The sequence below is a fragment of the Streptomyces sp. NPDC054842 genome, from assembly GCF_053611025.1.
Genome location: NZ_JBSGZN010000027.1, coordinates 20363 through 41003, shown reverse-complemented (window position 1 = coordinate 41003; position 20641 = coordinate 20363). Strand labels below are relative to the sequence as shown.

General features: G+C 71.9%; 15 protein-coding genes. 8 read left to right on the top strand and 7 right to left on the bottom strand.

Annotation, left to right across the window (positions count from 1 at the left end):
• The first annotated feature begins 172 nt into the window (after positions 1–172).
• Entirely contained in the window at positions 173–1216 is a 1044-nt protein-coding gene (locus ACWGIS_RS21595) for a LacI family DNA-binding transcriptional regulator (RefSeq protein WP_453364063.1), read from the top strand.
• Positions 1217–1398: 182 nt separating this feature from the next.
• On the top strand, positions 1399–2751 hold the full coding sequence (locus ACWGIS_RS21590) for an amidase (RefSeq protein WP_453364062.1): 1353 nt from the start codon (positions 1399–1401) through the stop codon (positions 2749–2751).
• 22 nt (positions 2752–2773) lie between these two features.
• Here the strand turns inward: ACWGIS_RS21590 and ACWGIS_RS21585 are convergent, their stop codons facing one another.
• A complete protein-coding gene (locus tag ACWGIS_RS21585) occupies positions 2774–3256 on the bottom strand; it encodes an N-acetyltransferase family protein (RefSeq protein ID WP_453364061.1) in 483 nt (160 codons plus the stop codon).
• 65 nt (positions 3257–3321) lie between these two features.
• On the bottom strand, positions 3322–3495 hold the full coding sequence (locus ACWGIS_RS21580) for a hypothetical protein (protein ID WP_453364060.1): 174 nt from the start codon (positions 3493–3495) through the stop codon (positions 3322–3324).
• 564 nt (positions 3496–4059) lie between these two features.
• Here ACWGIS_RS21580 and ACWGIS_RS21575 point away from each other — a divergent pair.
• Positions 4060–4881, top strand: coding sequence for an SDR family oxidoreductase (locus ACWGIS_RS21575; protein ID WP_453364059.1), 822 nt, complete (start codon positions 4060–4062; stop codon positions 4879–4881).
• Positions 4882–4885: 4 nt separating this feature from the next.
• Here the strand turns inward: ACWGIS_RS21575 and ACWGIS_RS21570 are convergent, their stop codons facing one another.
• The 4 genes from ACWGIS_RS21570 to ACWGIS_RS21555 form a co-directional block, all read right to left on the bottom strand.
• A complete protein-coding gene (locus tag ACWGIS_RS21570) occupies positions 4886–6370 on the bottom strand; it encodes an SDR family NAD(P)-dependent oxidoreductase (RefSeq protein WP_453364058.1) in 1485 nt (494 codons plus the stop codon).
• Positions 6371–6550: 180 nt separating this feature from the next.
• Positions 6551–7903, bottom strand: a complete 1353-nt coding sequence (locus tag ACWGIS_RS21565) for a wax ester/triacylglycerol synthase family O-acyltransferase (protein ID WP_453364057.1) — start codon at positions 7901–7903, stop codon at positions 6551–6553.
• A gap of 155 nt (positions 7904–8058) precedes the next feature.
• Positions 8059–10398 (bottom strand): GH92 family glycosyl hydrolase, encoded by a 2340-nt coding sequence (locus ACWGIS_RS21560; protein WP_453364056.1) that lies wholly within the window; start codon positions 10396–10398, stop codon positions 8059–8061.
• 361 nt (positions 10399–10759) lie between these two features.
• Positions 10760–13363 carry a PA14 domain-containing protein gene (locus ACWGIS_RS21555; protein ID WP_453364055.1) on the bottom strand — a complete coding sequence of 868 codons (2604 nt, stop codon included), beginning with the start codon at positions 13361–13363 and terminating at the stop codon, positions 10760–10762.
• A gap of 158 nt (positions 13364–13521) precedes the next feature.
• Here ACWGIS_RS21555 and ACWGIS_RS21550 point away from each other — a divergent pair, with 158 nt between their 5' ends.
• The 5 genes from ACWGIS_RS21550 to ACWGIS_RS21530 all read left to right on the top strand — a co-directional run bounded on the left by ACWGIS_RS21550 (position 13522) and on the right by ACWGIS_RS21530 (position 19371).
• On the top strand, positions 13522–14535 hold the full coding sequence (locus ACWGIS_RS21550; protein WP_453364054.1) for a LacI family DNA-binding transcriptional regulator: 1014 nt from the start codon (positions 13522–13524) through the stop codon (positions 14533–14535).
• Between the two features lie 143 nt (positions 14536–14678).
• Positions 14679–15776 (top strand): ABC transporter substrate-binding protein, encoded by a 1098-nt coding sequence (locus tag ACWGIS_RS21545; protein WP_453364053.1) that lies wholly within the window; start codon positions 14679–14681, stop codon positions 15774–15776.
• 1 nt (position 15777) lies between these two features.
• A complete protein-coding gene (locus ACWGIS_RS21540) occupies positions 15778–17397 on the top strand; it encodes a sugar ABC transporter ATP-binding protein (protein ID WP_453364052.1) in 1620 nt (539 codons plus the stop codon).
• Positions 17390–18352: an ABC transporter permease gene (locus ACWGIS_RS21535; RefSeq protein ID WP_453364051.1), complete on the top strand. Its 963-nt coding sequence runs from the start codon at positions 17390–17392 to the stop codon at positions 18350–18352. The genes ACWGIS_RS21540 and ACWGIS_RS21535 overlap by 8 nt, the downstream gene beginning before the upstream one ends.
• A complete protein-coding gene (locus ACWGIS_RS21530; protein WP_453364050.1) occupies positions 18349–19371 on the top strand; it encodes an ABC transporter permease in 1023 nt (340 codons plus the stop codon). Before ACWGIS_RS21535 ends, ACWGIS_RS21530 begins: the two co-directional genes overlap by 4 nt.
• A gap of 30 nt (positions 19372–19401) precedes the next feature.
• On the opposite strand, the gene glgC is transcribed toward ACWGIS_RS21530, so the two are convergent.
• Positions 19402–20622 carry a glucose-1-phosphate adenylyltransferase gene (gene glgC / locus ACWGIS_RS21525; RefSeq protein ID WP_453364049.1) on the bottom strand — a complete coding sequence of 407 codons (1221 nt, stop codon included), beginning with the start codon at positions 20620–20622 and terminating at the stop codon, positions 19402–19404.
• Between the last annotated feature and the right edge of the window lie 19 nt (positions 20623–20641).

Below are 20641 nucleotides of genomic sequence, written 5' to 3'. Positions count from 1 at the left end.
TGCATTCGCCCGCAAAGAATTCCAGGCGGCAGTGAACTAGCAGGTCAGGGCGGTACAGGGAAGGTGCTTGGCCGAGTTACTAATGCGCTTTAGCGCCCGAGCACTCAAGCGCTTTAGTGCGCAAGCGTCTGGGGTACGCTGTCGGCCGCAAGCCATGGGAAAGGGGCCAGGTGTGTCAGCGAAGCGATCCCCGGCGCGCCGGCCGACGATGAAGGACATCGCGCAGCGGGCCGGGGTCTCCGAGAGCGCGGTCTCCTTCGCGCTGAACGACCGGCCGGGAGTCTCCGAGGTCACCCGCGACCGGGTGCGCCGGGTGGCCGAGCAACTGGGCTGGCGGCCCAGCACGGCGGCGCGGCAGCTGTCCGGCGAGGGCACGGCCACGATCGGCCTGGTGGTAGCCCGCCCGGCGGACACGCTCGGGGTCGACTCCTTCTTCCTCCAGCTGATCTCGGGCATCCAGGAGGTGCTGGCCGAGCGTCATCTCGGCCTGCTCTTCCAAGTGGTGGAGGATGTCGACGCCGAGTGCGCGGTGTACCGGCGGTGGTGGGCCGAGCACCGCGTGGACGGCGTCCTGGTCGTCGATCCGCGCACCGACGACCCCCGGCCGGACCTCCTCGACGAGCTGGGCCTGCCCGCCGTGGTCATCGGCGGCGTACCGGACGCGCGGCACCCCGGGCTGTCCGTCGTGTGGGCGGACGACGCCGGTGCCATGGCCGCCGTCGTCGGCGAGCTGCATGCCCTCGGGCACCGCCGGATCGCGCACATCGCGGGTCTGCCCGGCCTCGCCCACACCGAGCGCCGGATCCGCACCCTGCGCGCCGAGGCCGACCGGCGCGGCCTGGGCGAGGTGCGCTCGGTGACCACGGACTACTCGGACGCGCAGGGCGCGGCCGTCACGCGCCGCGTCCTGGAACAGGCCACCCCGCCGACCGCGCTGGTCTACGACAACGACGTGATGGCGGTCGCGGGGGTGGCCACCGCGGCCGAGCTCGGCTTCTCGGTGCCGGGGGACGTGTCGGTGGTGGCCTGGGAGGACTCCGCGCTGTGCCGCATGGTCAAGCCGTGGCTCTCGGCACTCTCCCGCGACACCGTCGAGTTCGGCAGGACGGCCGCGCAGGAGCTGACGGCCCTGCTGGACGGGGGCCCGGCGCGCACGGTGCAGGTCCCGGTGCCCCGGCTGATCGAGCGGGACAGCACGGGCCCCTGCCCGGGGTGACGTGCCGGCCGCGGCACCCGGGCGGCGGGCACGCGCCGTCGCGGTTCATCGCTCCGACCCCTCGACGCGCGGGCCGCTCACCAGGCACAGTGCTCCTTACTACTCGCGAGTAAGCCCGCCGTGCTCAGCGAGCGGGCCCCGCCGCGCCCGCCGCGCGGCACACGTACCGACAAGGAGCGCCCGTGACCAGCTGGGCCGGCCGGACCGCCGCCGAGACCGCCGCCGCCGTACGCGAGAAGCGGGTGACGCCGCGCGAGGTGGTGGCCTGGCACCTGGAGCGGATCGAGCGGCTCGACCCCCGGGTCGGCGCCTTCCGGGCGGTGCGCTCCGAGGCCGCGCTCGCCGAGGCGGACGAGGTCGGCGCCCGCCCCGACCTGGCCGAACTCCCCCTCGCCGGCGTCCCGGTGGCGGTCAAGGACAACCTCGCCGTACGGGGCGAGGCGACCCGCAACGGCAGCGCGGCGACCCCGGAGGCACCGGCCGCCGACGACCATGTCACGGTGGCCCGGCTGCGCGCGGCGGGCGCCGTCGTGGTAGGCGTCACGAACGTGCCGGAGCTCTGCGTCTTCGGGACCACGGACGGGGTGCACGGCATCGCCCGCAACCCCTGGGACCTCTCGCGCACGGCGGGCGGCTCGTCGGGCGGCAGCGCGGCGGCGGTCGCGGCCGGCCTGGTGCCGCTGGCGCTCGGCAACGACGGGATGGGCTCGCTGCGGATCCCGGCCGCCCACTGCGGTCTCGTCGGGCTGAAGCCCGGGTCCGGTGTGGTCCCGGCCGGCATCGGGCACGGCGACTGGTTCGGCATGTCGGAGAACGGGCCGCTCGCGACCACCGTCGAGGACGCCCGCCTGATGCTCTCCGTCCTCGCCGGCACGGACGCGGGCGCGCCCCGCGGCGACGACGCGGCCGGTCCGGGCATCGCCCTCTCCCTGCGCAGTCCCCTCGTCGGGGTCGGCGTCACCCGGCCGTATACGACGGCGGCGCGGGAGGCCGCCGAGCTGCTGGCCGGGGACGGTCACCGCGTACGGCCCGCGGACCCGCCGTACCCGTGGTGGCTCGGCACCACCTCGCTCGCCCACTGGACGGCGGGCACCGCGGTGGACGCCGAGGACCTCGATCCGCGGCGGCTCGCCCGGCGCACCCGGGTGCACGCCGCCGTGGGACGCCGGTTCGTGGCCGGCGTGCGCCGCGGTGACCGGCGGGAGGAGCTGCGCCGCCGCCTCGAACCCTTCTTCGCGGAGCACGACGTGCTGCTCACCCCCGCGCTCGCCCGGCGCGGGCCGGCCGCGGCGGCCTGGCACGAGCGGGGCTGGCTGCGCAACCTGCTGGCCAACACCGCCTGTTCGCCGCTGACACCGCCGTGGAACCTCACCGGCTGGCCCGCCATGTCCGTCCCGTTCGGCACGCTGCCCTCGGGTGCCCCGTGCGCCGTCCAGCTCGTGGCGCGGCCGGGTGCGGAGCACGTACTCCTCGATGTGGCGGCTCGGTTGGAGGCGCTGCGGCCGTGGCGGCGTACGGCACCGGTCGACGGGTGAGCGGGGGCGGACGTCCGCGGAGTCAGAGGGCCTTGTACATGATGTGCAGTCCCACCAGGCCGTGCCGCGCGTGCTCGTAGGCGTCGGGCACGGTGCCGAGGATCGTGAAGCCGAGCGAAGTCCACAGCCCGACGGCCGGGTTGGTCTCCACCACGGCGTTGAAGACCATGCCCCGGTAGCCGTCCGCCTTCGCGGCGGCGAGGAGGTGTTCGGCGAGCGCGCGGCCGATGCCCTGCCCGGACCGGTCGGGGTCGACCATGAAGCCGGCGTTGGCGATGCGGGCGGCGGGACCGCCGTAGTTCGGCGTGACGAACGCGGACGCGACGACGGCTCCGGTGTCGTCCTCGGCGACGTACACCCTCTTGCCGGGAGCCATCCAGAGGGCGCGGGCGTCCTCCTCGGAGGTGTCCGGGTCCCAGGCGTAGGTCTCGCCGGCGGAGACGATCCGGTGCCAGAAAGGCCAGATCCGCGGCCAGTCGTCGGCCGCGGCTTCTCTGATCAGCATGGGCGTGAGTCTGGCACGCCCATGCCGTCAGCTGTCGGGACGGTCCCCGCGAGGTGTGGGGAGGGTCAGTCCACGCTGGGCAGGATATGGGGCTCCGCGAGGTCTTCCTCGTAGCCCGCGAGGCGGATGGGGGCGGACCTGGCCCACACGTCGAGGCTGCCGAGCTTCTTCTCGGCCAGGCCGGCACGCTCCAGGCGTTCCTTGGAACGTTGATCGAGGTTCGTTGTGTCCGGTGTCACCGCGCACTCCTTATGTGTCGGGTCACCCTCGGGACGTACTGGCTCAGTGTGCTGCTGCGCGCCTGACGCCCGCTCGGGTATGAGTCGAAGCAGTTCGGACGCGGTGGCGCCGGTAACTCGCGAGAGTGCAGGCCGTGATGGCCGGCATGTCCCGGGACGGACCGTGGGTGTGGGTGGGACCCAGGCTGTCTGTCCGTCGGCTACAGAGTAACCAAATGAGCGGACCTCCGCTCGATGGGGCTGAAAACAAGAGGTAACTGTCCTGAGTCATTCAGCGTCCATCCCCCCACGATACGCGGGGATTTGAAACATGCTGCCCCGATTCGCCGCCACCCGTTCGGCCCAGTGGGCGGAAGAAATTGCGGGACAGAACACATCTGCGGGACAGACGAGCCGGACAGGACTTGCCGGACGAAGGGGACGGGCGGGCGCGGAACTGCGCCCGGCCGCAGGCCCGCAGGGCCGTCACGACCGGCCGACGGAATGACTCCGGAAGCCGCCCCTCCAGGCGGCGGGACCGTCGGCACCCTGTCGCCTGACGGTCCGTCATGAGACGGTACGCGGATGACGCAGCCGTACGGGCTCGACGGCAGGGCCGTCCTCGTCACCGGCGCCTCCCGGGGGATCGGGCGGGCGGTCGCCGAGGAGTTCACGCGGGCCGGGGCGCGGGTGTGCGTCACGGCACGGGACCCGGACGGGCTGCGGCGGACCTGCGAGGAGCTCGGCGCCGTCGGCCTGCCGGGCACGGTCGCGGACCCCGACCACCTGGCGGCGCTGACCGAGCTGGCCCTGAGGGAGTTCGGACGCCTCGACGTGGTGGTGAACAACGCCGCGACCAACGAACCGTACGGTCCCCTGATGGACGCCGATCCGGACCGCTGGCGCGAGGCGTTCACCGTCAACGTGGAGGCGCCGCTGCGGCTCGTGCGGTGCGCGTGGCGGCTGTGGATGCGCGAACACGGCGGCTCGGTGGTCAACATCTGCACCGAGGGCGCCGACCGTCCGGGCCCCCACGTGGGCGCGTACGGCACCAGCAAGGCGGCGCTCCTGCACCTCACCCGGCAGCTCGCGGGCGAACTCGCGCCCGGAGTCCGGGTCAACTCCGTCTCCCCCGGCCTCGTCAGGACCGAGCTGGCCCGCTTCGTCTGGGAGGACGCCGAGGAGGAGATCGCCGCGGGCCTCCCGCTCGGCCGCATCGGCGAACCGGCGGACGTCGCCCGCGCCGTGGTGTGGCTGGCCTCGGACGCGGCGGGCTGGATCACGGGCGCGGACCTGCTGGTGGACGGCGGGACGCGGGTCCGGGCGGCGTACCTGCCGGCGCGGCCCGCCCCGGCGGCGTACGCCGTCCACGAGCGGCTGCGGGACCGCGCCCCGCGTCACACCTGAGCGCTCACCACTTGCCCGGCGCGTAGTCCTTCATGAAGACGCCGTACAGGTCCTCGCCCTGCTCGCCGCGGACGATGGGGTCGTACACGCGGGCCGCGCCGTCGACGAGGTCGAGCGGGGCGTGGAAGCCCTCGTCCGCCAGGCGCATCTTGTCGGGGTGCGGGCGCTCGTCCGTGATCCAGCCGGTGTCGACGGCGGTCATCAGGATGCCGTCCTTCTGGAACATCTCCTGGGCGCTGGTGCGGGTCAGCATGTTCAGGGCGGCCTTGGCCATGTTGGTGTGCGGGTGGCCCGCGCCCTTGTAGCCGCGGTTGAAGACGCCCTCCATCGCGGAGACGTTCACGATGTAGGTCCGCTTCGCGCGCGCCGCCGCCATCGCCGCGCGCAGGCGGCTGATGAGGATGAACGGCGCCGTGGAGTTGCAGAGCTGGACCTCCAGGAGCTCGACCGGCGTGACCTCCTCGACGGACTGGATCCAGCTGTTGGTGTCGTGCAGGTCGGGCACCAGGCCGCCGGCGTCGATCGCCGTGCCGGCCGCGATCCGCTCCAGGGAGGCCGACCCGGAGACCAGCGCGAGGTCGGTGACGTCCTGCGCCGTGAGGGCGCCGCCGCCGGCGACGGGGAGCGCGGACACGGCACCGGAGCCGAAGGTGCCGATCACCTCGGCCGGGGGCAGCTCACCGGCGGGCAGCGGACCCGACTCGGCGGCCAGCAGCTCGCTGTAGGCGCCCGGGGAACGGCGTACGGTCTGCGCCGCGTTGTTGATCAGGATGTCGAGCGGGCCCTCGGCGGCGACCGAGTCGGCCAGGGCGACCACCTGGGCGGGGTCGCGCAGGTCGATGCCGACGATCTTCAGCCGGCCGATCCACTCGTCGCTGTCGGGCATGGCCTTGAAGCGGCGGACGGCGTCGTTCGGGAACCGCGTGGTGATGGTGGTGTGGGCGCCGTCGCGCAGCAGCCGCAGCGCGATGTACATGCCGATCTTGGCGCGGCCGCCGGTGAGCAGCGCACGCTTGCCCGAGAGGTCGGCGCGGGCCTCGCGCCGGGCGCGGTTCTCGGCGGCGCAGGGCTGGCAGAGCTGGTGGTAGAAGTAGTCGACCTCGACGTAGCGCGTCTTGCAGATGTAGCAGGAGCGCGGACGCTGCAGTATCCCGGCGATCTCACCGGCGTCCGTCACGGACGAGGGCAGGATGCCTTCCGTCTCGTCGTCGATGCGCTGGGCGGAGCCGGTGGCCGTGGCCTCGGTGACCGCCTTGTCGTGGGCGGTCTTGGCGGCCCGGCGCTCCTGGCGGCGGCGCTGCTTGACCGTGCGGTAGACGCCCGCGGTGGCGCGGCGCACCGCGACGGCGTCGGGGTGGTCGACGTCCAGCTTGTCGAGTTCTTCGAGCACACTGAGGCAGACGGCGAGACGTTCCGGGTCGACGCCCGGGCCCCATGACATCTCCGCGATGTCCGTGGCACGCGCCTGGCTGTCCTCTGTCACCGTCATCGCCGCTGTGTTCCTCGTGTCACTCGTGCCCGCGCGCCCGGACGGCCGCGGCGGTTCCCAAAAGGCGGCACCCTATACGCTGCTCGATACATCCCGCCAGCTCGCGAGCATACTGACGCGGCGGGTGTCAGCAAAATGGCCGCATGTCACCCGCTTGCGCGCGGGGCTCCCGCGAGGGGGTCAGCCCCGGCCGTCTCCGGCCGGGGGCGCGCTCGCCGCGACGAGTTCGGCGATCTCCTCGCGCAGGGCGCGGGCCAGCACCTCCAGGTCGGGCACGGCCTTGGCGTCGGCGACCAGTCCGTAGTGGACGCGCCCGCGGAACGTGGAGACGGCGACCGCGAGGGACTGTCCGCGCGCCAGGGGCGCGAGCGGGAAGACGGAGGTGAGCGGGCAGCCGCCGAGTCTGAGGCCGAGGCTGGGCAGCGGCACGCTGGTGACGAGGATGTCGAAGAGGAGCCGGGCCGCCTGTCCGACGACGGGGCCGCTGAGCCGGTGCCCGAGGGGCGGCACGTGGTCGGCGAGCAGCGCGACGGCGCCCGCGCCCCGGTGCGGTCCCGCGTCCTTGTTCCGGTCCATGGCCGTGCGCACCGCGCGCAGCCGGCCGAGCGGGTCGGGGTCGTCGACCGGGAGCCGTATGAGGTAGCCCGACAGGCGGTTGCCCTGCGGGTGGGCGGTGCGCGGGCGCCGCCTGGACACGGGGATCAGCGCCCGGGGCGCGACGCCCTCGCTGCCGTCGCCGCGCTCGTCCAGCCAGCGCCGCAGCGCGCCGGCCACGACCGCGATGAGGACGTCGTTCACGGTGCCGCCCACGCTCTTGCGGACGCGGTGCACCTCGTCGAGGTCGAGGACGACGCCGGCGGTGCGGCGGGTGCCGGTGGGCTCGGAGGTCAGGGCGGGCGAGGACCGGACGTCCCAGGTGGCGCGGGCGACGGACGCGCCGATGTCGAGGGCCCGGCCCAGGTCGGAGAGGGTGCCGCGGAGGATGCCCGGCAGTTCGCGCACGTCGGGGAACAGGCTCCGGGCGGGTGCGGCGGGGCGCGGCCGGGGTTCGGGCATGTCCGTCGGGTCCATCAGGGCGGCGCCGAGCATGAGCGCCCGCAGCCCGTCGGCGAGGGCGTGGTGGAACTTGAAGAGGACGGCGAACGACTCACCGTCCTCGCCGGGCAGCACGTGGGCCTCCCACGGCGGCCGCCCGCGTTCGAGCGGGCGTTCCATGAGCGTGCCCGCGACGGTGTGGAAATCCGCCGTCGGCGCGTGCAGCCGAACGTGTTGCAGCGGGTCGAAGTCGGGCACCGGCTCGCGCGTCGCCCCGCCGAAGGCGAGCGGGAAGGAGAGCGGCTGCCACAGGTCGCGGATCCGCATGCGCAGCCCCGGCACGGCGGCGGCACGCGACGCGAGGAGGTCCGCCGCGAGCGCGCCCGCGGTGGGCGAACGGGCCGCGAAGACCCCGAGGGCCCCGAGGTGCATGGGGTGCTCGGCGGACTCGATGTTCCAGAACGCCAGGTCGAGGGGTGCGAGCAGGTCAGAGGTCAAAGGCTTGCCCTCGCGTCGACGGACGGGTGAACACGCAGTCAACCCCTGACAAGCGATTACGGTCAAGTACGATCAAGCTACGCTCAGTTAACAGCAGATTACGTCCCGCCCCTCGGGGAGGGGCGGGACGCAGGCGCCCCAGGAGCTGCCCGGGGTCAGTTCAGGGCGGGCGGCGCCGCCTCTTGGGACGTCCCCCATCCGGACGGCTCGGCGCCGACGGTGAAAGCGAGCGAGCGCATGCCGCGCAGCCCGTCGGTCGTCAGGTACGTGCGGTCGTAGGCGTCGCCGTCCACCCGGGCCGACTGGATGTACCGGGCGTCCTCCGAGGTGCCCGGCGCCGTCACCGTCAGGGCGCCGCGCGGGTAGTAGCGCCGGTCCAGGGTGAGGTCGACCCGCTCGAAGACGGGGGTGGACAGGCCCCAGCTGTCGTAGCCGGGCTGCACCGGGAAGACACCGATGGACGACAGGACGTTCCAGGCGGACATGGTGCCCAGGTCGTCGTTGCCCGTCATGCCGGTCGGCGTGTCGGTGAACAGGGTCAGCGCCGCGTGCACCACGTCCGTGGTCTTCCACGGCTCGCCCGTGGACAGGTACGTGTACGGGGCGATCAGGTCCGGCTCGTTCTGCGGGTTGTACTTGTCCGCGTTGTAGTAGTCGTACGGGCCGTTGACCCACACCTCGCGCGCCGTCCTGGCCGGGTCCTTCAGCAGTTCTTCGTAGGCGAAGAACGAGTCGAGCCGTTCGTTGGCCGCCCGCTTGCCGCCGATCAGGTCCACCATGCCCGGCAGGTCCTGCGGCACGAGCCACTGGTACTGCCAGGACGTGCCCTCGTGGAAGCCCTCGCTCCTGGCCGGGTCCGCCGGTCCGGTGAAGGCGCCGGCGGCGTCCCGCGCACGGAAGAACCCGGTCGAGTCGTCGAAGATCTTCCGGTAGTTCTGCGCCCGTTCGGCGTAGCGCGCGGCGTCCGCCTCGTACCCGAGGTCGCGCGCCATCTCGCCCAGCATGGCGTCCGACAGGGCGTACTCCAGGGTCGCGGACGCGCCGTGGTCGTAGTCCGAGTCGCCGGGCTTCACGTGCGGTCGCCCCTTGACGTAGGGCGCGAAGCCGTTCGCCAGGTACTCCTTGTTGGCCTCGCGGCCGACGGCGGGCGAGTCGGCGGGCGGCACCCCGTCGGCGTTCTTCTTCAGCGCGCGGTAGGCCCGCTCCTCGTACCCCTTGAGCAGCCCCTGCTGGTAGGCGTTGGTGAGGAAGGGGGTGACGGGGTCGCCGGTCATGATGTTGGTCTCGACCGTGCCGTAGCCCCACTTGGGCAGCCAGCCGCTCTCCTCGTCGATCCTGAGGACCGAGATCGCCATGTCCCGGGCCTCACGCGGCGCGAGCAGGGAGAGCAGCTGCGACTGGGTGCGGTAGGTGTCCCACAGCGACCAGTTCTGGTAGTACGTGAACCCCTTCGCGCGGTGGATCCGCTGGTCCCAGCCGGTGTAGCGGCCGTCGGCGTCGCTGCCGATGTTGGGCGCGAGGAACGACCGGTACAGGGAGGAGTAGAACGTGCGGCGCAGTGTGTCGCCGCCGCCCTTCACCCGTACGTCGTCGAGCCGGTCCTCCCAGGAGCGGTGGGCCGCGGCGCGCACCGCGTCGAACGAACGGCCGCCCTCGGAGCGGAGGTTGAGCGCGGCTCCCCGGGCGTCCACGTACGACAGGGCGGTGGTCGCCTCGACCGTGCGGTCCCCGGTGGTGTCGAAGCGGACGAAGGCGCCGTTGCGTCCGGTGCTCACCGATTTGCTGGAGCCCGTGGTGACGGTGTCGCCGTTCCACGTGCCGGAGGTCTCGAAGGGCCGGTCGAAGCGGGTGACCGTGTAGACGGTGTAGGGCTTGGTGTCCTGGCAGAAGCCGCTGCCGGTGATCGCGGTGCGCACGGTGCGGTTGTCCAGGATCTCGACCTCGGTGGTGATCCCCCGGTGCAGCGACTGGCCCGCGTTGAGCAGGACGTTGGCCTTGTCGGTCGCAGGGAAGGTGTACCGCTGCACGCCGGTGCGTTCCGTGGCGGTCAGCTCGGCCTCGATGCCGGTCTTCAGGCCGACCCGGTAGTAGCCGGGGCTCGCGCTTTCGTCGTCGTGGCTGAACCCCGCCTGGTAGGCGGCGTAGTCGGTCCGCGTGACGTCGCCGGTCGTGGGCAGCACGGGCAGGTCGCCGCCGAGACCGCACCCGACGCCCGAGAGGTGGACGAGGGAGAAGCCTCGGATGTGGTCGTGCGAGTAGTCGTAGCCGGTGTTGTGGCCGGTGTCCGGCGAGAACTGCACCATGCCGAACGGGACCGCGGCCCCCGGGTAGGTGTTGCCCTCGTTCTCCGTGCCGATGAAGGGATTCACCAGGTCGGTGAGCGGGTCGGCCTGCCGGTCCGCGGCCTGGGCGGCCGGTGCGGCGAGGGAGCCGCCGAGCAGCGCGGCGGCGGCGACCGCCATCCCCGCACCGCGTAGCCGTTGGGTCCATCTCATGGGCGGGAACGCCTCCTCAGCTTGGACAACGTTGTCAAGCGCCAGCGCGCTCATTCTTCGTCTGTGTACGTGTACTCGTCAAGAGTCGCGACCGAGCCCGGACCAAGCCCCTCCGGGGCCGCTGCGCGCGGCACGGCGGCCCCGGGTACGGACGTTCGGGGCGTGGCTTGCAGGAAGGGAGGCCCGCCGGGGGCACGGTGACGCTCCCGCCGGGAGGTGACCGGCCGGGGCCGCCGCGCCGGTCGGGCACGGTCCGCCCTCCCCGGAGGGAAGGCGGACCGTGCCGTCGACCCGTCCGCGGACCGGGGGCGGGGCGCTCACCGGGAGGCGGGGAGGTGCCGGCCGGTGAGCGCCCGCGCCCTCAGGAGCAGCCCGCCGGGGTGGGCTGCGACGCGCCGCCGATCAACGCCTCGTGCGCCGCCTTGAGCCGGCGCACATCCGGCTTGACCACCTTGCGGTCGTACGTCACCAGGCCGTTCAACTCACCCTCCACGTCGGAGATCTGGGTGTAGACGGCGCCGTTTCCTCCCTTGCAGGTCAGCTTCCGCACCTCGGCGAGCCGGGCGAGGTAGTCGTCCGTGTACGTAGAGGGGTCCACGTCCACGTACGACTGCTGCACCGACCAGGCGTGACCGGGCACCGCCAGGCCGAGACCGCCGTACTCGCCGCTGACCAGGGCCCGTTCACCGTCCGGGTGGGGTGGCAGCGCCGGGCTCGGGTAGCCGTGCTCGTCGATGATGTCGCCGGTGCCGCCGTCGGTCCCGAGGTTGATGCCCGACATGCTGTTGACCAGCCGGGTCGGGTCCCAGGACTTGGCCTGGTCGGCGATGCGGGCCTCGTCGTACTGGCCCCAGCCCTCGTTGAAGGTCACCCACATCACGACCGACGGGCTGCTGATGTGCTCGTCGATCATCTGCTTCATCTCGCGTTCGTACTCGGCGCGCGACGCGGCGTCCGGGTTCACGCCCGCGGTCATGGCGGGCATGTCCTGCCAGACCAGCAGGCCGAGCCGGTCGGCCCAGTAGAACCAGCGGTCCGGCTCCACCTTGATGTGTTTGCGGACGGAGTTGAAGCCCATCCGCTTGTGCAGCTTCAGGTCGTACGCGAGCGCCTCGTCCGTCGGGGCGGTGTGCAGTCCGTCCGGCCAGAAGCCCTGGTCGAGGGTGGCCATCATGAAGACGGGCTCGCCGTTGAGGACGGTGCGCGGGGTACCGTCCACCTTCTCGACGGCGATGGAGCGCATACCGAAGTAGCTGCCGACGCGGTCGCCGCCGACGCTCACCCTCAGGTCGTACAGGAACGGGTCGTCGGGCGACCACAGGTGCGGGTCGTCGATCTTCAGGACCAGGGGCTGCCCGGTGCGGCCCCGGACCGTGGCGACCTTGTGCTTCCCGGCGTACGCGGTCGCCGTGACCGCGAGTCCGTCACGGACGCCCTCGGTCTCGACGGTCAGCCGGCCCTCGGCCACATCGGGGGTGAGCTTGAGGGAGTCGACGTGGTCGGGCGCCACCGGCTCCATCCACACCGTCTGCCAGATACCGGAGGACGGGGTGTACCAGATGCCGCTCGGGTCCAGGCGCTGCTTGCCCACCGGCGGGTTCTCGCCGCCCTGCGCGTCGGTCGGGTCGTAGACGCCGACGATCAGCTCCTGGGTGCGGCCGGGCTTCAGCGCGTCGGTGATGTCGGCGCTGAACTTGTCGTAGCCGCCCTGGTGTTCGGCGACCCTGGTGCCGTTGACGTAGACCTCGGACCGCCAGTCGACGGCGCCGAAGTTGAGCCGCAGCCGCTTGCCCGAGCCGACCTTCCAGTCGGCCGGGACGGTGAAGGTGCGGCGGTACCACATGCGGTCCTCGTGCCGCTCGATCCCGGAGAGCTGGGACTCCACCGGGTACGGGACCAGGATCTTCTCGGCGAGGTTCCGGCCCACCGGCGGCTGCTCGCCCGCCTTGGCGGAGGCGAACTGCCAGGAGCCGTTGAGGTTGCGCCAGTCGTCCCGGGTGAGCTGCGGCCGGGGGTACTCGGGCAGGGCGTTGCGCGGTCCGACGTCGTCGGCCCACTTGGTCCGCAGTTCGTACGTGGAGTGGTTGGGGCCACTGCTCCAGAAGGCGTTGACAACGTTGCCGTCGGCTCCGAGCAGGCCGCCCCGGCCGTCGTAGCGCAGGTCCGCGGTGCCGCGGGCGGTGCCGGCCTTGTTGCCGACGACCGGTTCCTTCAGCGCGATGTTGAGGGCCTTGGGGTCGGAGCGGTCCAACGTGGCTTCGCCGAGCGGCCACTTGGCGCCGCCGATGACGGCTTCCACGTGGTCGGTGAGACCGGCGGGCGGCGCCTTCAGGCTCTGCGCGAAGTCGAGCCGGAGCGTACGGCCGTCCTTGAGGACCGTGGTCCTGATGGCGCCGTCGTAGTCGTAGCCCTCGGGCAGGCGCAGCGCCGACTGCGGCACGGCCTCCTTGGTGCCGCCGGGCTCGGTCCAGCGCAGGTGGAGGTTGGAGCCGCCGAAGTGCTCGAAGTACTCGACCTTGATGTCGTAGGCGCGTCCGGCGGTGAGGTCCACGGGGGCCGAGGTCTGCTCGCGGTCCCAGTCGTCGACCCAGTGGTCGATGACCTCTTTCCCGTCGATCCACAGCCGGAAGCCGTTGTCGCCGGTGATCGCGAAGGTGTGGGCGCCGGTCTTCTCCGGGACGATCCGGCCGGTCCAGCGGACGTTGACGTCGTCCGACTGCCCGGTGGCGAAGGCCAGGCGGGGTTCCAGGTTGTCGAAGTCGAGGTGGGTGTCGAAGCCGGTGGCCTTGAGCTCGTGGAAGTCGAAGGCTCCGGGGGCGGACTGGGTGTAGTACTCGCCCTTGAGGCCGTGGACCTCGACGGGGTCGTCGGCGGCGGTGGCGGCGGGGGTGGCGGTGAGTCCCGCCATCCCGAGCGCTGCCGCGAGCAGGAAGGCCATTCGGATTCTGAGTCGTCTGATGCGCACGGATCCTCCTTGCTGAGGAAGGGTGGCGGCTCGGTGCTTCAGTCTGTACAACGTTGGAAGGAACGGCAGTTGGCATGAGAGCACGGCTCCCGGCCGCTGTCCAGGGTCATGACAAACGCCCCGGTGAGAGGGGTGTACATCGATGCGGAGGAGATCCCTTGCGGGTCAGCCTGAAGGACGTCGCGGAGCGCGCCGGCGTCTCGATCAAGACGGTCTCGAACGTCGTGAACAACTATCCGCACGTCACTCCCGCCATGCGGGCCAAGGTCCAGGAGGCCATCGACGAGCTGGGCTACCGGCCCAATCTGACGGCACGTCATCTACGCAAGGGCCGTACGGGCATCATCGCGCTCGCCGTGCCCGAGCTCGGCAACCCGTACTTCGCGGAGCTGGCCGGCGCCGTCATCGACGCCGCCGCCGAGCACGAGTTCACCGTGCTGCTCGACCACACCCGCGGCGACCGCGAGCAGGAGGTGCTGGTCAGCCAGGGTTTCCGCGCCAACGTGATCGACGGCCTGATCCTGAGCCCGCTGGAGCTGGAGGCCGAGGACCTGCGGGCCCGCACGGACGACGTGCCGCTGGTGCTGCTCGGCGAGCGGGAGTACGACCTCCCCTACGACCACATCGCCATCGACAACGTGGCCGCGGCCCGCGCCGCCGTACGGCACCTGCTGAGCCGCGGGCGGACGAGGATCGCCTATCTGGGCGCCCGTACCGACTCGGCCAACCGGCCCGCCCATCTGCGTCTCGCCGGCTGGCGCGCGGAGCTGGCGGCCGCCGGGGTGCCGGCGCCCGAGGAGCTGGTGGTGCCGGTCGGCGGCTGGGACCGGGACGAGGGGGCCCGGGCGATGGCGCGGGTGCTGGACTCGGGGGTGCGTCCGGACGCGGTCTTCGCGTACAACGACCTGGTCGCGATCGGCGCGATGAGAGTGCTGCACGAGCGCGGGCTCAGGGTGCCCTGGGACGTGGCGGTGGTCGGGTTCGACGACATCGCCGAGGGCCGGTTCGGGGCGGTCACGCTGACCACGATCTCGCCGGACAAGCAGGCCATCGCGCGGATGGCCGTGGCCTCGCTGCTGCGCAGTCTGTCCGGCCGTACGGACCCCGGCGGACGTGAACTGACCGCCGATTTCAGGCTCGTTGAGCGGGAGAGCACGCTGGGACGGCGCTGACGGGTTTTCGGACAGAAGGCTTTACAGCCTCCTTCCAACGATGTAAAAACCTCCCCTGAACGACGTGCACACCGAGTTGACCGCAAGAGCCGAACATCCCCGTGAGCGCTCTCAGCGCCGGGGCCGTGCCGTTTGGGGACTCCATGAAGCCGACCGCATTCCTCCGCCGCACCTCCGTCCGGACCCTCCTCGCCACCGGCCTCGTCACGAGCCTCGCGCTCGCCTCCGGATGCGCCAAGTCCGAGGACGACGACGCGAAGAACAAGAACTCCGCCGGCCAGGGCGACTCCGGGCAGGTCGTCGCCTCCCCGGACTCCGCATCCGGACCGACCTGCGCCATCGACGCCTACGGCGGCAAGAAGACCGACCTGAGGACCGCCACCGTCGGCTTCTCCCAGTCCGAGAAGGAGGCCAACCCCTTCCGCATCGCGGAGACGGCCTCCATCAAGGCCGAGGCGAAGAAGCGCGGCGTGAAACTGCTGACGGCCAACGCCCAGTCGCAGTTCTCCAAGCAGATCAGCGACGTCCAGGACCTCATCGCCAAGGGCGCCGACCTCCTGGTGATCGCACCGCTCAACTCCGACGGCTGGGACCCGGTGCTGCGCTCCGCCTCCGCCAAGCACATCCCGATCGTCACCATCGACCGCAAGATCAACGCCACCGCGTGCGAGGACTACGTGAGCTTCATCGGCTCGGACTTCGTCGAGCAGGGCAAGCGGGCCGCGGACCGCATGATCGAGGCCACCGGCGGCAAGGGCGACATCGCCATCCTGCTCGGCGCGGCCGGCAACAACGTGACGACCGAGCGCACCAAGGGCTTCGAGGATCGCCTCAAGGAGAAGGCGCCCGGCCTCAACATCGTCTTCAAGCAGACCGGTGAGTTCGCCCGCGAGAAGGGCCAGTCGGTCACCGAGAACCTCATTCAGTCCAAGCCCGGCATCACCGGCATCTACGCCGAGAACGACGAGATGGGCCTCGGCGCCGTCAACGCCCTCAAGGGTGCCGGGAAGAAGCCCGGTGCCGTCAAGATCGTGACCATCGACGGCACCCGCAACGCCGTCCAGGGCATCGTCGACGGCTGGATCGACGGGGTCATCGAGTCCAACCCGCGCTTCGGGCCGCTGGCCTTCCAGACCCTGGACGCCTTCACCAAGGGCGACGAGGTCGCGCGGGACATCGTCATCCAGGACAGCGCCTACACCACCGACAACGCCGAGTCGGACCTGGGCAAGGCCTACTGACATGCTGTCGGTGACCGGTCTGTCCAAGACCTTCCCCGGCGTGCGGGCCCTGTCCCGGGTGGACTTCACGGCCCGCGCCGGGGAGGTGCACGCGCTCGTCGGCGAGAACGGCGCGGGCAAGTCGACCCTGATCAAGGTCCTCACCGGCGTGTACCGGCCGGACGAGGGCGAGGTGACGTACGACGGTTCCCCGGTCCGCTTCGCGACGCCGCTCCAGGCACAGCACGCGGGCATCTCCACCATCTACCAGGAGGTCAACCTCGTTCCGCTGATGAGCGTGGCCCGCAACCTCCTCCTCGGCCGCGAACCCCGCGGCCGGCTCGGCCTGATCGACTTCCGGCGCATGCACCGGGAGGCGGACGAGGCACTGCGCGGCCTCGGCATCCGGGTCGACGTCCGCCGGCCCCTGCACGAACTGGGCGTCGGCGCGCAGCAGATGGTGGCCCTCGCCCGCGCCGTGTCGGTCGACGCCCGGGTCGTCGTCATGGACGAGCCGACCTCCTCCCTCGAACCCCGCGAGGTGCGGACCCTGTTCGGCGTGATCCGGATGCTGCGCGAACGCGGCATCGCGGTCATCTACGTCAGCCACCGCCTCGACGAGCTCTACGAGATCTGCGACGCCGTCACCGTGCTGCGCGACGGAAGGGTCGTGCACACCGGCCGGATGGCCGGCCTCGACCGGCTCGGGCTCGTCTCGTTCATGCTCGGACGGGACGTCGGCGACGTACGGGACGAGGGTCTGACCGAGTTCACCGGCGGCCACGACACGCAGGCCGAACCCGTCCTTCAGGCAACGGAACTGACGGTCCGCCACCACCTGCGGGCGGTGTCCGTGAGCGTACGGCCCGGCGAGGTGGTGGGGCTCGGCGGACTGCTCGGATCGGGGCGCAGCGAGACCGCGAAGGCCATCGCGGGCGCGCTGCCCGTCGACTCCGGCCGGGTCGTGGTGGCGGGCACCCCGGTGCGGACCGGCTCGACGCCCGCCGCGATCCGGGCCGGCATCAGCCTGCTGCCCGAGGACCGCAAGGCGGAGGGCATCGTGCCGGGGCTCTCGGTCCGCGAGAACATCGCGCTGGCCGCGCTGCCGGGGCTGTCCCGGTTCGGCCTGGTGGACGAGGCACGCGTCGACCGGATCGTCGACACCTTCATGGAGCGGCTGCGCATCAAGGCCGCCGGCCCGCACCAGAAGGTGGGCGAACTGTCCGGCGGCAACCAGCAGAAGGTCCTGCTGGCCCGCTGGCTCGCCATGCACCCCAAGGTGCTGCTCCTGGACGAGCCGACCCGGGGCATCGACGTCGGGGCCAAGGCCGAGGTGCAGCGGCTCATCGACGAACTGGCCGACGACGGCCTCGCCGTGCTGCTGATCTCCTCGGACACGGAGGAGCTCATCGAGGGCAGCGACCGGGTGATCGTCCTCAAGGACGGCGCGGTGATCGACGAGCTCACCGGCGACGCCGTCACCGAGGAGCGGCTGATGCGGGCCATCGCGTCCGCGCCCGCCGCGACCGCCCGCACGACACCGGCCCCCGCGACCGTGGTCGCGGCCGGCGGCCCGCCGGCCGCCGACGGCACCGGAAAGAGCCCGTCCGCGTCCCCCGGCACCGGAGAACACGATGACTGACCTGAGCCTCGGCCGGGTGACGGCGGACCGCGACCGGCTGCTGCGCCTGCTCCAGGACTACGGCGTCTACCTGGGCGTCGCCGTCCTGCTCCTGGCGAACCTCGCCTTCACCCCGCACTTCCTGTCCGCCGAGAACTTCCGCACCCAGGCCGTCCAGGTGGCGCCGGTGCTGATCGTGGCGCTCGGCATGGCACTAGCGATCGGCAGCGAGGGCGTCGACCTGTCGGTGGGCTCCGTGATGGCCCTGTCCACCTCCCTGCTGTCCCTCTATCTCGGGTACGGGCCGTGGGTGGCCGCCCTGACCGCGCTGGTGGGCGGGGCGGTGATCGGCCTGGCGAGCGGCTCGCTGATCGCGTTCGTGGGCGTCCAGCCGATCGTCGCGACGCTCGCCCTGATGGTCGCCGGCCGGGGACTCGCCCTGGTCCTGCTCCCCCAGCTCAAGGACGTCCGCGACCCGGGCATGGCCGAGCTGGGCTCCGGCGCCGTGCTCGGGGTGCCGTACCTGGTGCTGATCGCCGCCGCGCTCGCGCTGCTCGTCGCCTTCGTGATGCGCCGCACGACGTTCGGGCGGCAACTGCTGGCCATCGGCGACAGCCGGCCCGCGGCCCGGCTCGCCGGCCTGCCGGTGCGCCGCGTGCTGATCCTCGTGTACGTCGCCTCCGGCGTCCTCGCCGCGATCGCCGGAGTGCTGGCCACCGCCCGCCTCACCGCGAGCGACCCCACCTCGCTGGGCAACCTGATGGAACTGTCCGCGATCACCGCCGTCGTGGTCGGCGGCACCCCGCTGAGCGGCGGGCGCGTCCGCATCGGCGGCACCGTCGCGGGCGCCGTCCTCATCCAGCTGCTCACCACCACGCTGATCAAGCACGATCTGCCGCCGTCGTGGACCCAGATCGCCCAGGCCGTGGTGATCGTCCTCGCCGTCTACGCGGCCAGGGAACGGGGAAAGCGATGACGACCGAAGTGGACACTCCCCCGCGCACGGCGACCCCGCCCGAGGAGGAGCCGGCCGGCGCCGGCCGCTCCGAACGGCTCAGCGCCTTCGCCCAGCGACACGGCGCCCTCGTCACCCTGGCCGTCGCGATGATCGCCGCGTCCGCCGGCTTCGACACCTTCCTCACCGGCGACAACCTGAGGAACATGGCCCTGTCCTCGGCGTTCCTCGCCGTGGTCGCGCTCGGCATGACCTTCGTGATCATAACGGGCGGCATCGACCTGTCGGTGGGCTCGCTGTTCGCGCTGGGCGGCGTCCTCGCGGCCTGGGGCTCCCGGTACGGGACGGTGGTCGCGCTGCTGCTCCCGCTGGTGGTGTGCGGACTGATCGGCGTGGTCAACGGGCTGCTGATCGCCCGCTCCCGGCTGGCCCCGTTCATCGTCACGCTGGCCGCCATGCTGGGCGCCCGCGGCATCCTCCTCGCGGTCACCGACGAGGGCTCGACGACCTACCGGGTGGACTCCGACTCGTTCTTCGCCACGCTCGGCCAGGGCTCGCTCCTCGGCATCGGCGTGCCCGTGTGGATCACCGTCGCGCTGTTCGTCCTCGGCGCGCTCGTCCTGCGGCGCACCCGCTTCGGGCAGTACGTGTACGCGGTCGGCGGCAACGAGGACGCGGCGGCGCTGATGGGCGCCCCCGTGGCCCGTACGAAGATCGCCGTCTACACGCTGTCCGGACTGTGCGCCGGGCTCGCGGGCGCCCTCAACGCGGCCTGGCTGGTGTCGGGGGTGACGATCCTGGGCTCCGGCATGGAGCTGGAGGCGATCTCCGCGGTGGTGATCGGCGGCACGCTGCTCACCGGCGGATTCGGGTTCATCAGCGGCTCGCTCGTCGGCGTGCTGCTCCTGAAGGTCATCCAGAACGTCATCAACCAGATCGGTTCGCTGGACTCCGCCTACCAGCAGGTGGTCAGCGGGGCGTTCCTCGCGGTCGTGGTGATCGCCCAGACGTGGCTGGGCCGCAGGCGGCGGGTGCTGTGACAGCCGCGCCCGCCGCCCGTGCGCACCGGCCTACGGGACGCGCTGGCCCTTGCCCAGGCCGATCACCCCGCCCTTGGAGACCGTGTACAGCGCCGCGTCGCGCTCGGGGTTGACGCCGATCGTCGCGCCGGGGGGCACCTGGACGTTCTTGTCGAGGACCGCACCCCGCACCACCGCTCCCCGCCCTATGTGGACGTTGTCGTGGAGGACCGAGCCCTGCACGACGGCTCCCGGGTCGACGACGACGCCGGGCGACAGGACGGACCGGGTGACCTGCCCTCTGATGAGGCAGCCCGCGCTGATGATCGACTCGCTGGCCATGCCGCCGGCGTTGAACCGCGCCGGGGACAGCTGCCCGGAGTGGGTGTAGATGGGCCAGCTGCGGTTGTAGAGGTTGAAGGCGGGGCGTTCCGCGATCAGGTCCATGTGGGCGTCGTAGTAAGCGTCGAGGGTGCCGACGTCACGCCAGTAGCCCTGGTCCCGGGTCGTCTCGCCGGGCACGTGGTTCTCGCTGAAGTCGTACACCTGCGCCTCGCCGCGCTCGGTGAGCATCGGCAAGATCGAACCGCCCATGTCGTGTACGGAGTTCTCGTCCTCGGCGTCCTGGTGCAGCGCCTCGATGAGGGCCTTCGTGGAGAAGATGTAATTGCCCATCGACGCGAAGACGCAGTCGGGGTCGCCCGGCAGGCCCGGCGGGTCGGCGGGCTTCTCCAGGAAGCCCTGCACGGACTGCCCGTCCGACCCTGGAGTGATGATCCCGAACGCGGAGGAGTCGGCGCGCGGCACCCGGATGCCCGCGACGGTCACCCCGGCACCGCCGTCGATGTGCTGTTGCAGCATCTGCCGCGGGTCCATGCGGTACACGTGGTCGGCGCCGAACACCGCTATGTAGTCCGGCTGTTCGTCGTGGACAAGGTTGAGGGACTGCAGGATCGCGTCGGCGCTGCCCAGGTACCAGCGCGGGCCGAGGCGCTGCTGCGCCGGGACGGGTGTGACGTAGTTGCCGAGGAGGCTCGACATCCGCCAGGTCGTCGTGACGTGCCGGTCCAGCGAGTGCGACTTGTACTGCGTCAGGACGCAGATGCGCAGGATGTCGGCGTTCACCAGGTTGGAGAGCACGAAGTCGACAAGGCGGTACGTGCCGCCGAAGGTGACCGCGGGTTTCGCGCGGTCCGCCGTGAGCGGCATGAGTCTCTTGCCCTCTCCGCCCGCCAGTACGATTCCCAGCACCGAAGGTCCACCGCGCCGCATACCGCCGCCCCTTTACGCC

What these genes read in the sequence shown, in the direction of transcription:
- ACWGIS_RS21530 (WP_453364050.1), top strand. Translation starts at nt 18,349, where the DNA reads ATGACGACCGAAGTGGACACTCCCCCGCGCACGGCGACCCCGCCCGAG.
- ACWGIS_RS21540 (WP_453364052.1), top strand. Translation starts at nt 15,778, where the DNA reads ATGCTGTCGGTGACCGGTCTGTCCAAGACCTTCCCCGGCGTGCGGGCC.
- ACWGIS_RS21585 (WP_453364061.1), bottom strand. Translation starts at nt 3,256, where the DNA reads ATGCTGATCAGAGAAGCCGCGGCCGACGACTGGCCGCGGATCTGGCCT.
- glgC (WP_453364049.1), bottom strand. Translation starts at nt 20,622, where the DNA reads ATGCGGCGCGGTGGACCTTCGGTGCTGGGAATCGTACTGGCGGGCGGA.
- ACWGIS_RS21560 (WP_453364056.1), bottom strand. Translation starts at nt 10,398, where the DNA reads ATGAGATGGACCCAACGGCTACGCGGTGCGGGGATGGCGGTCGCCGCC.
- ACWGIS_RS21575 (WP_453364059.1), top strand. Translation starts at nt 4,060, where the DNA reads ATGACGCAGCCGTACGGGCTCGACGGCAGGGCCGTCCTCGTCACCGGC.
- ACWGIS_RS21545 (WP_453364053.1), top strand. Translation starts at nt 14,679, where the DNA reads ATGAAGCCGACCGCATTCCTCCGCCGCACCTCCGTCCGGACCCTCCTC.
- ACWGIS_RS21570 (WP_453364058.1), bottom strand. Translation starts at nt 6,370, where the DNA reads ATGACGGTGACAGAGGACAGCCAGGCGCGTGCCACGGACATCGCGGAG.
- ACWGIS_RS21535 (WP_453364051.1), top strand. Translation starts at nt 17,390, where the DNA reads ATGACTGACCTGAGCCTCGGCCGGGTGACGGCGGACCGCGACCGGCTG.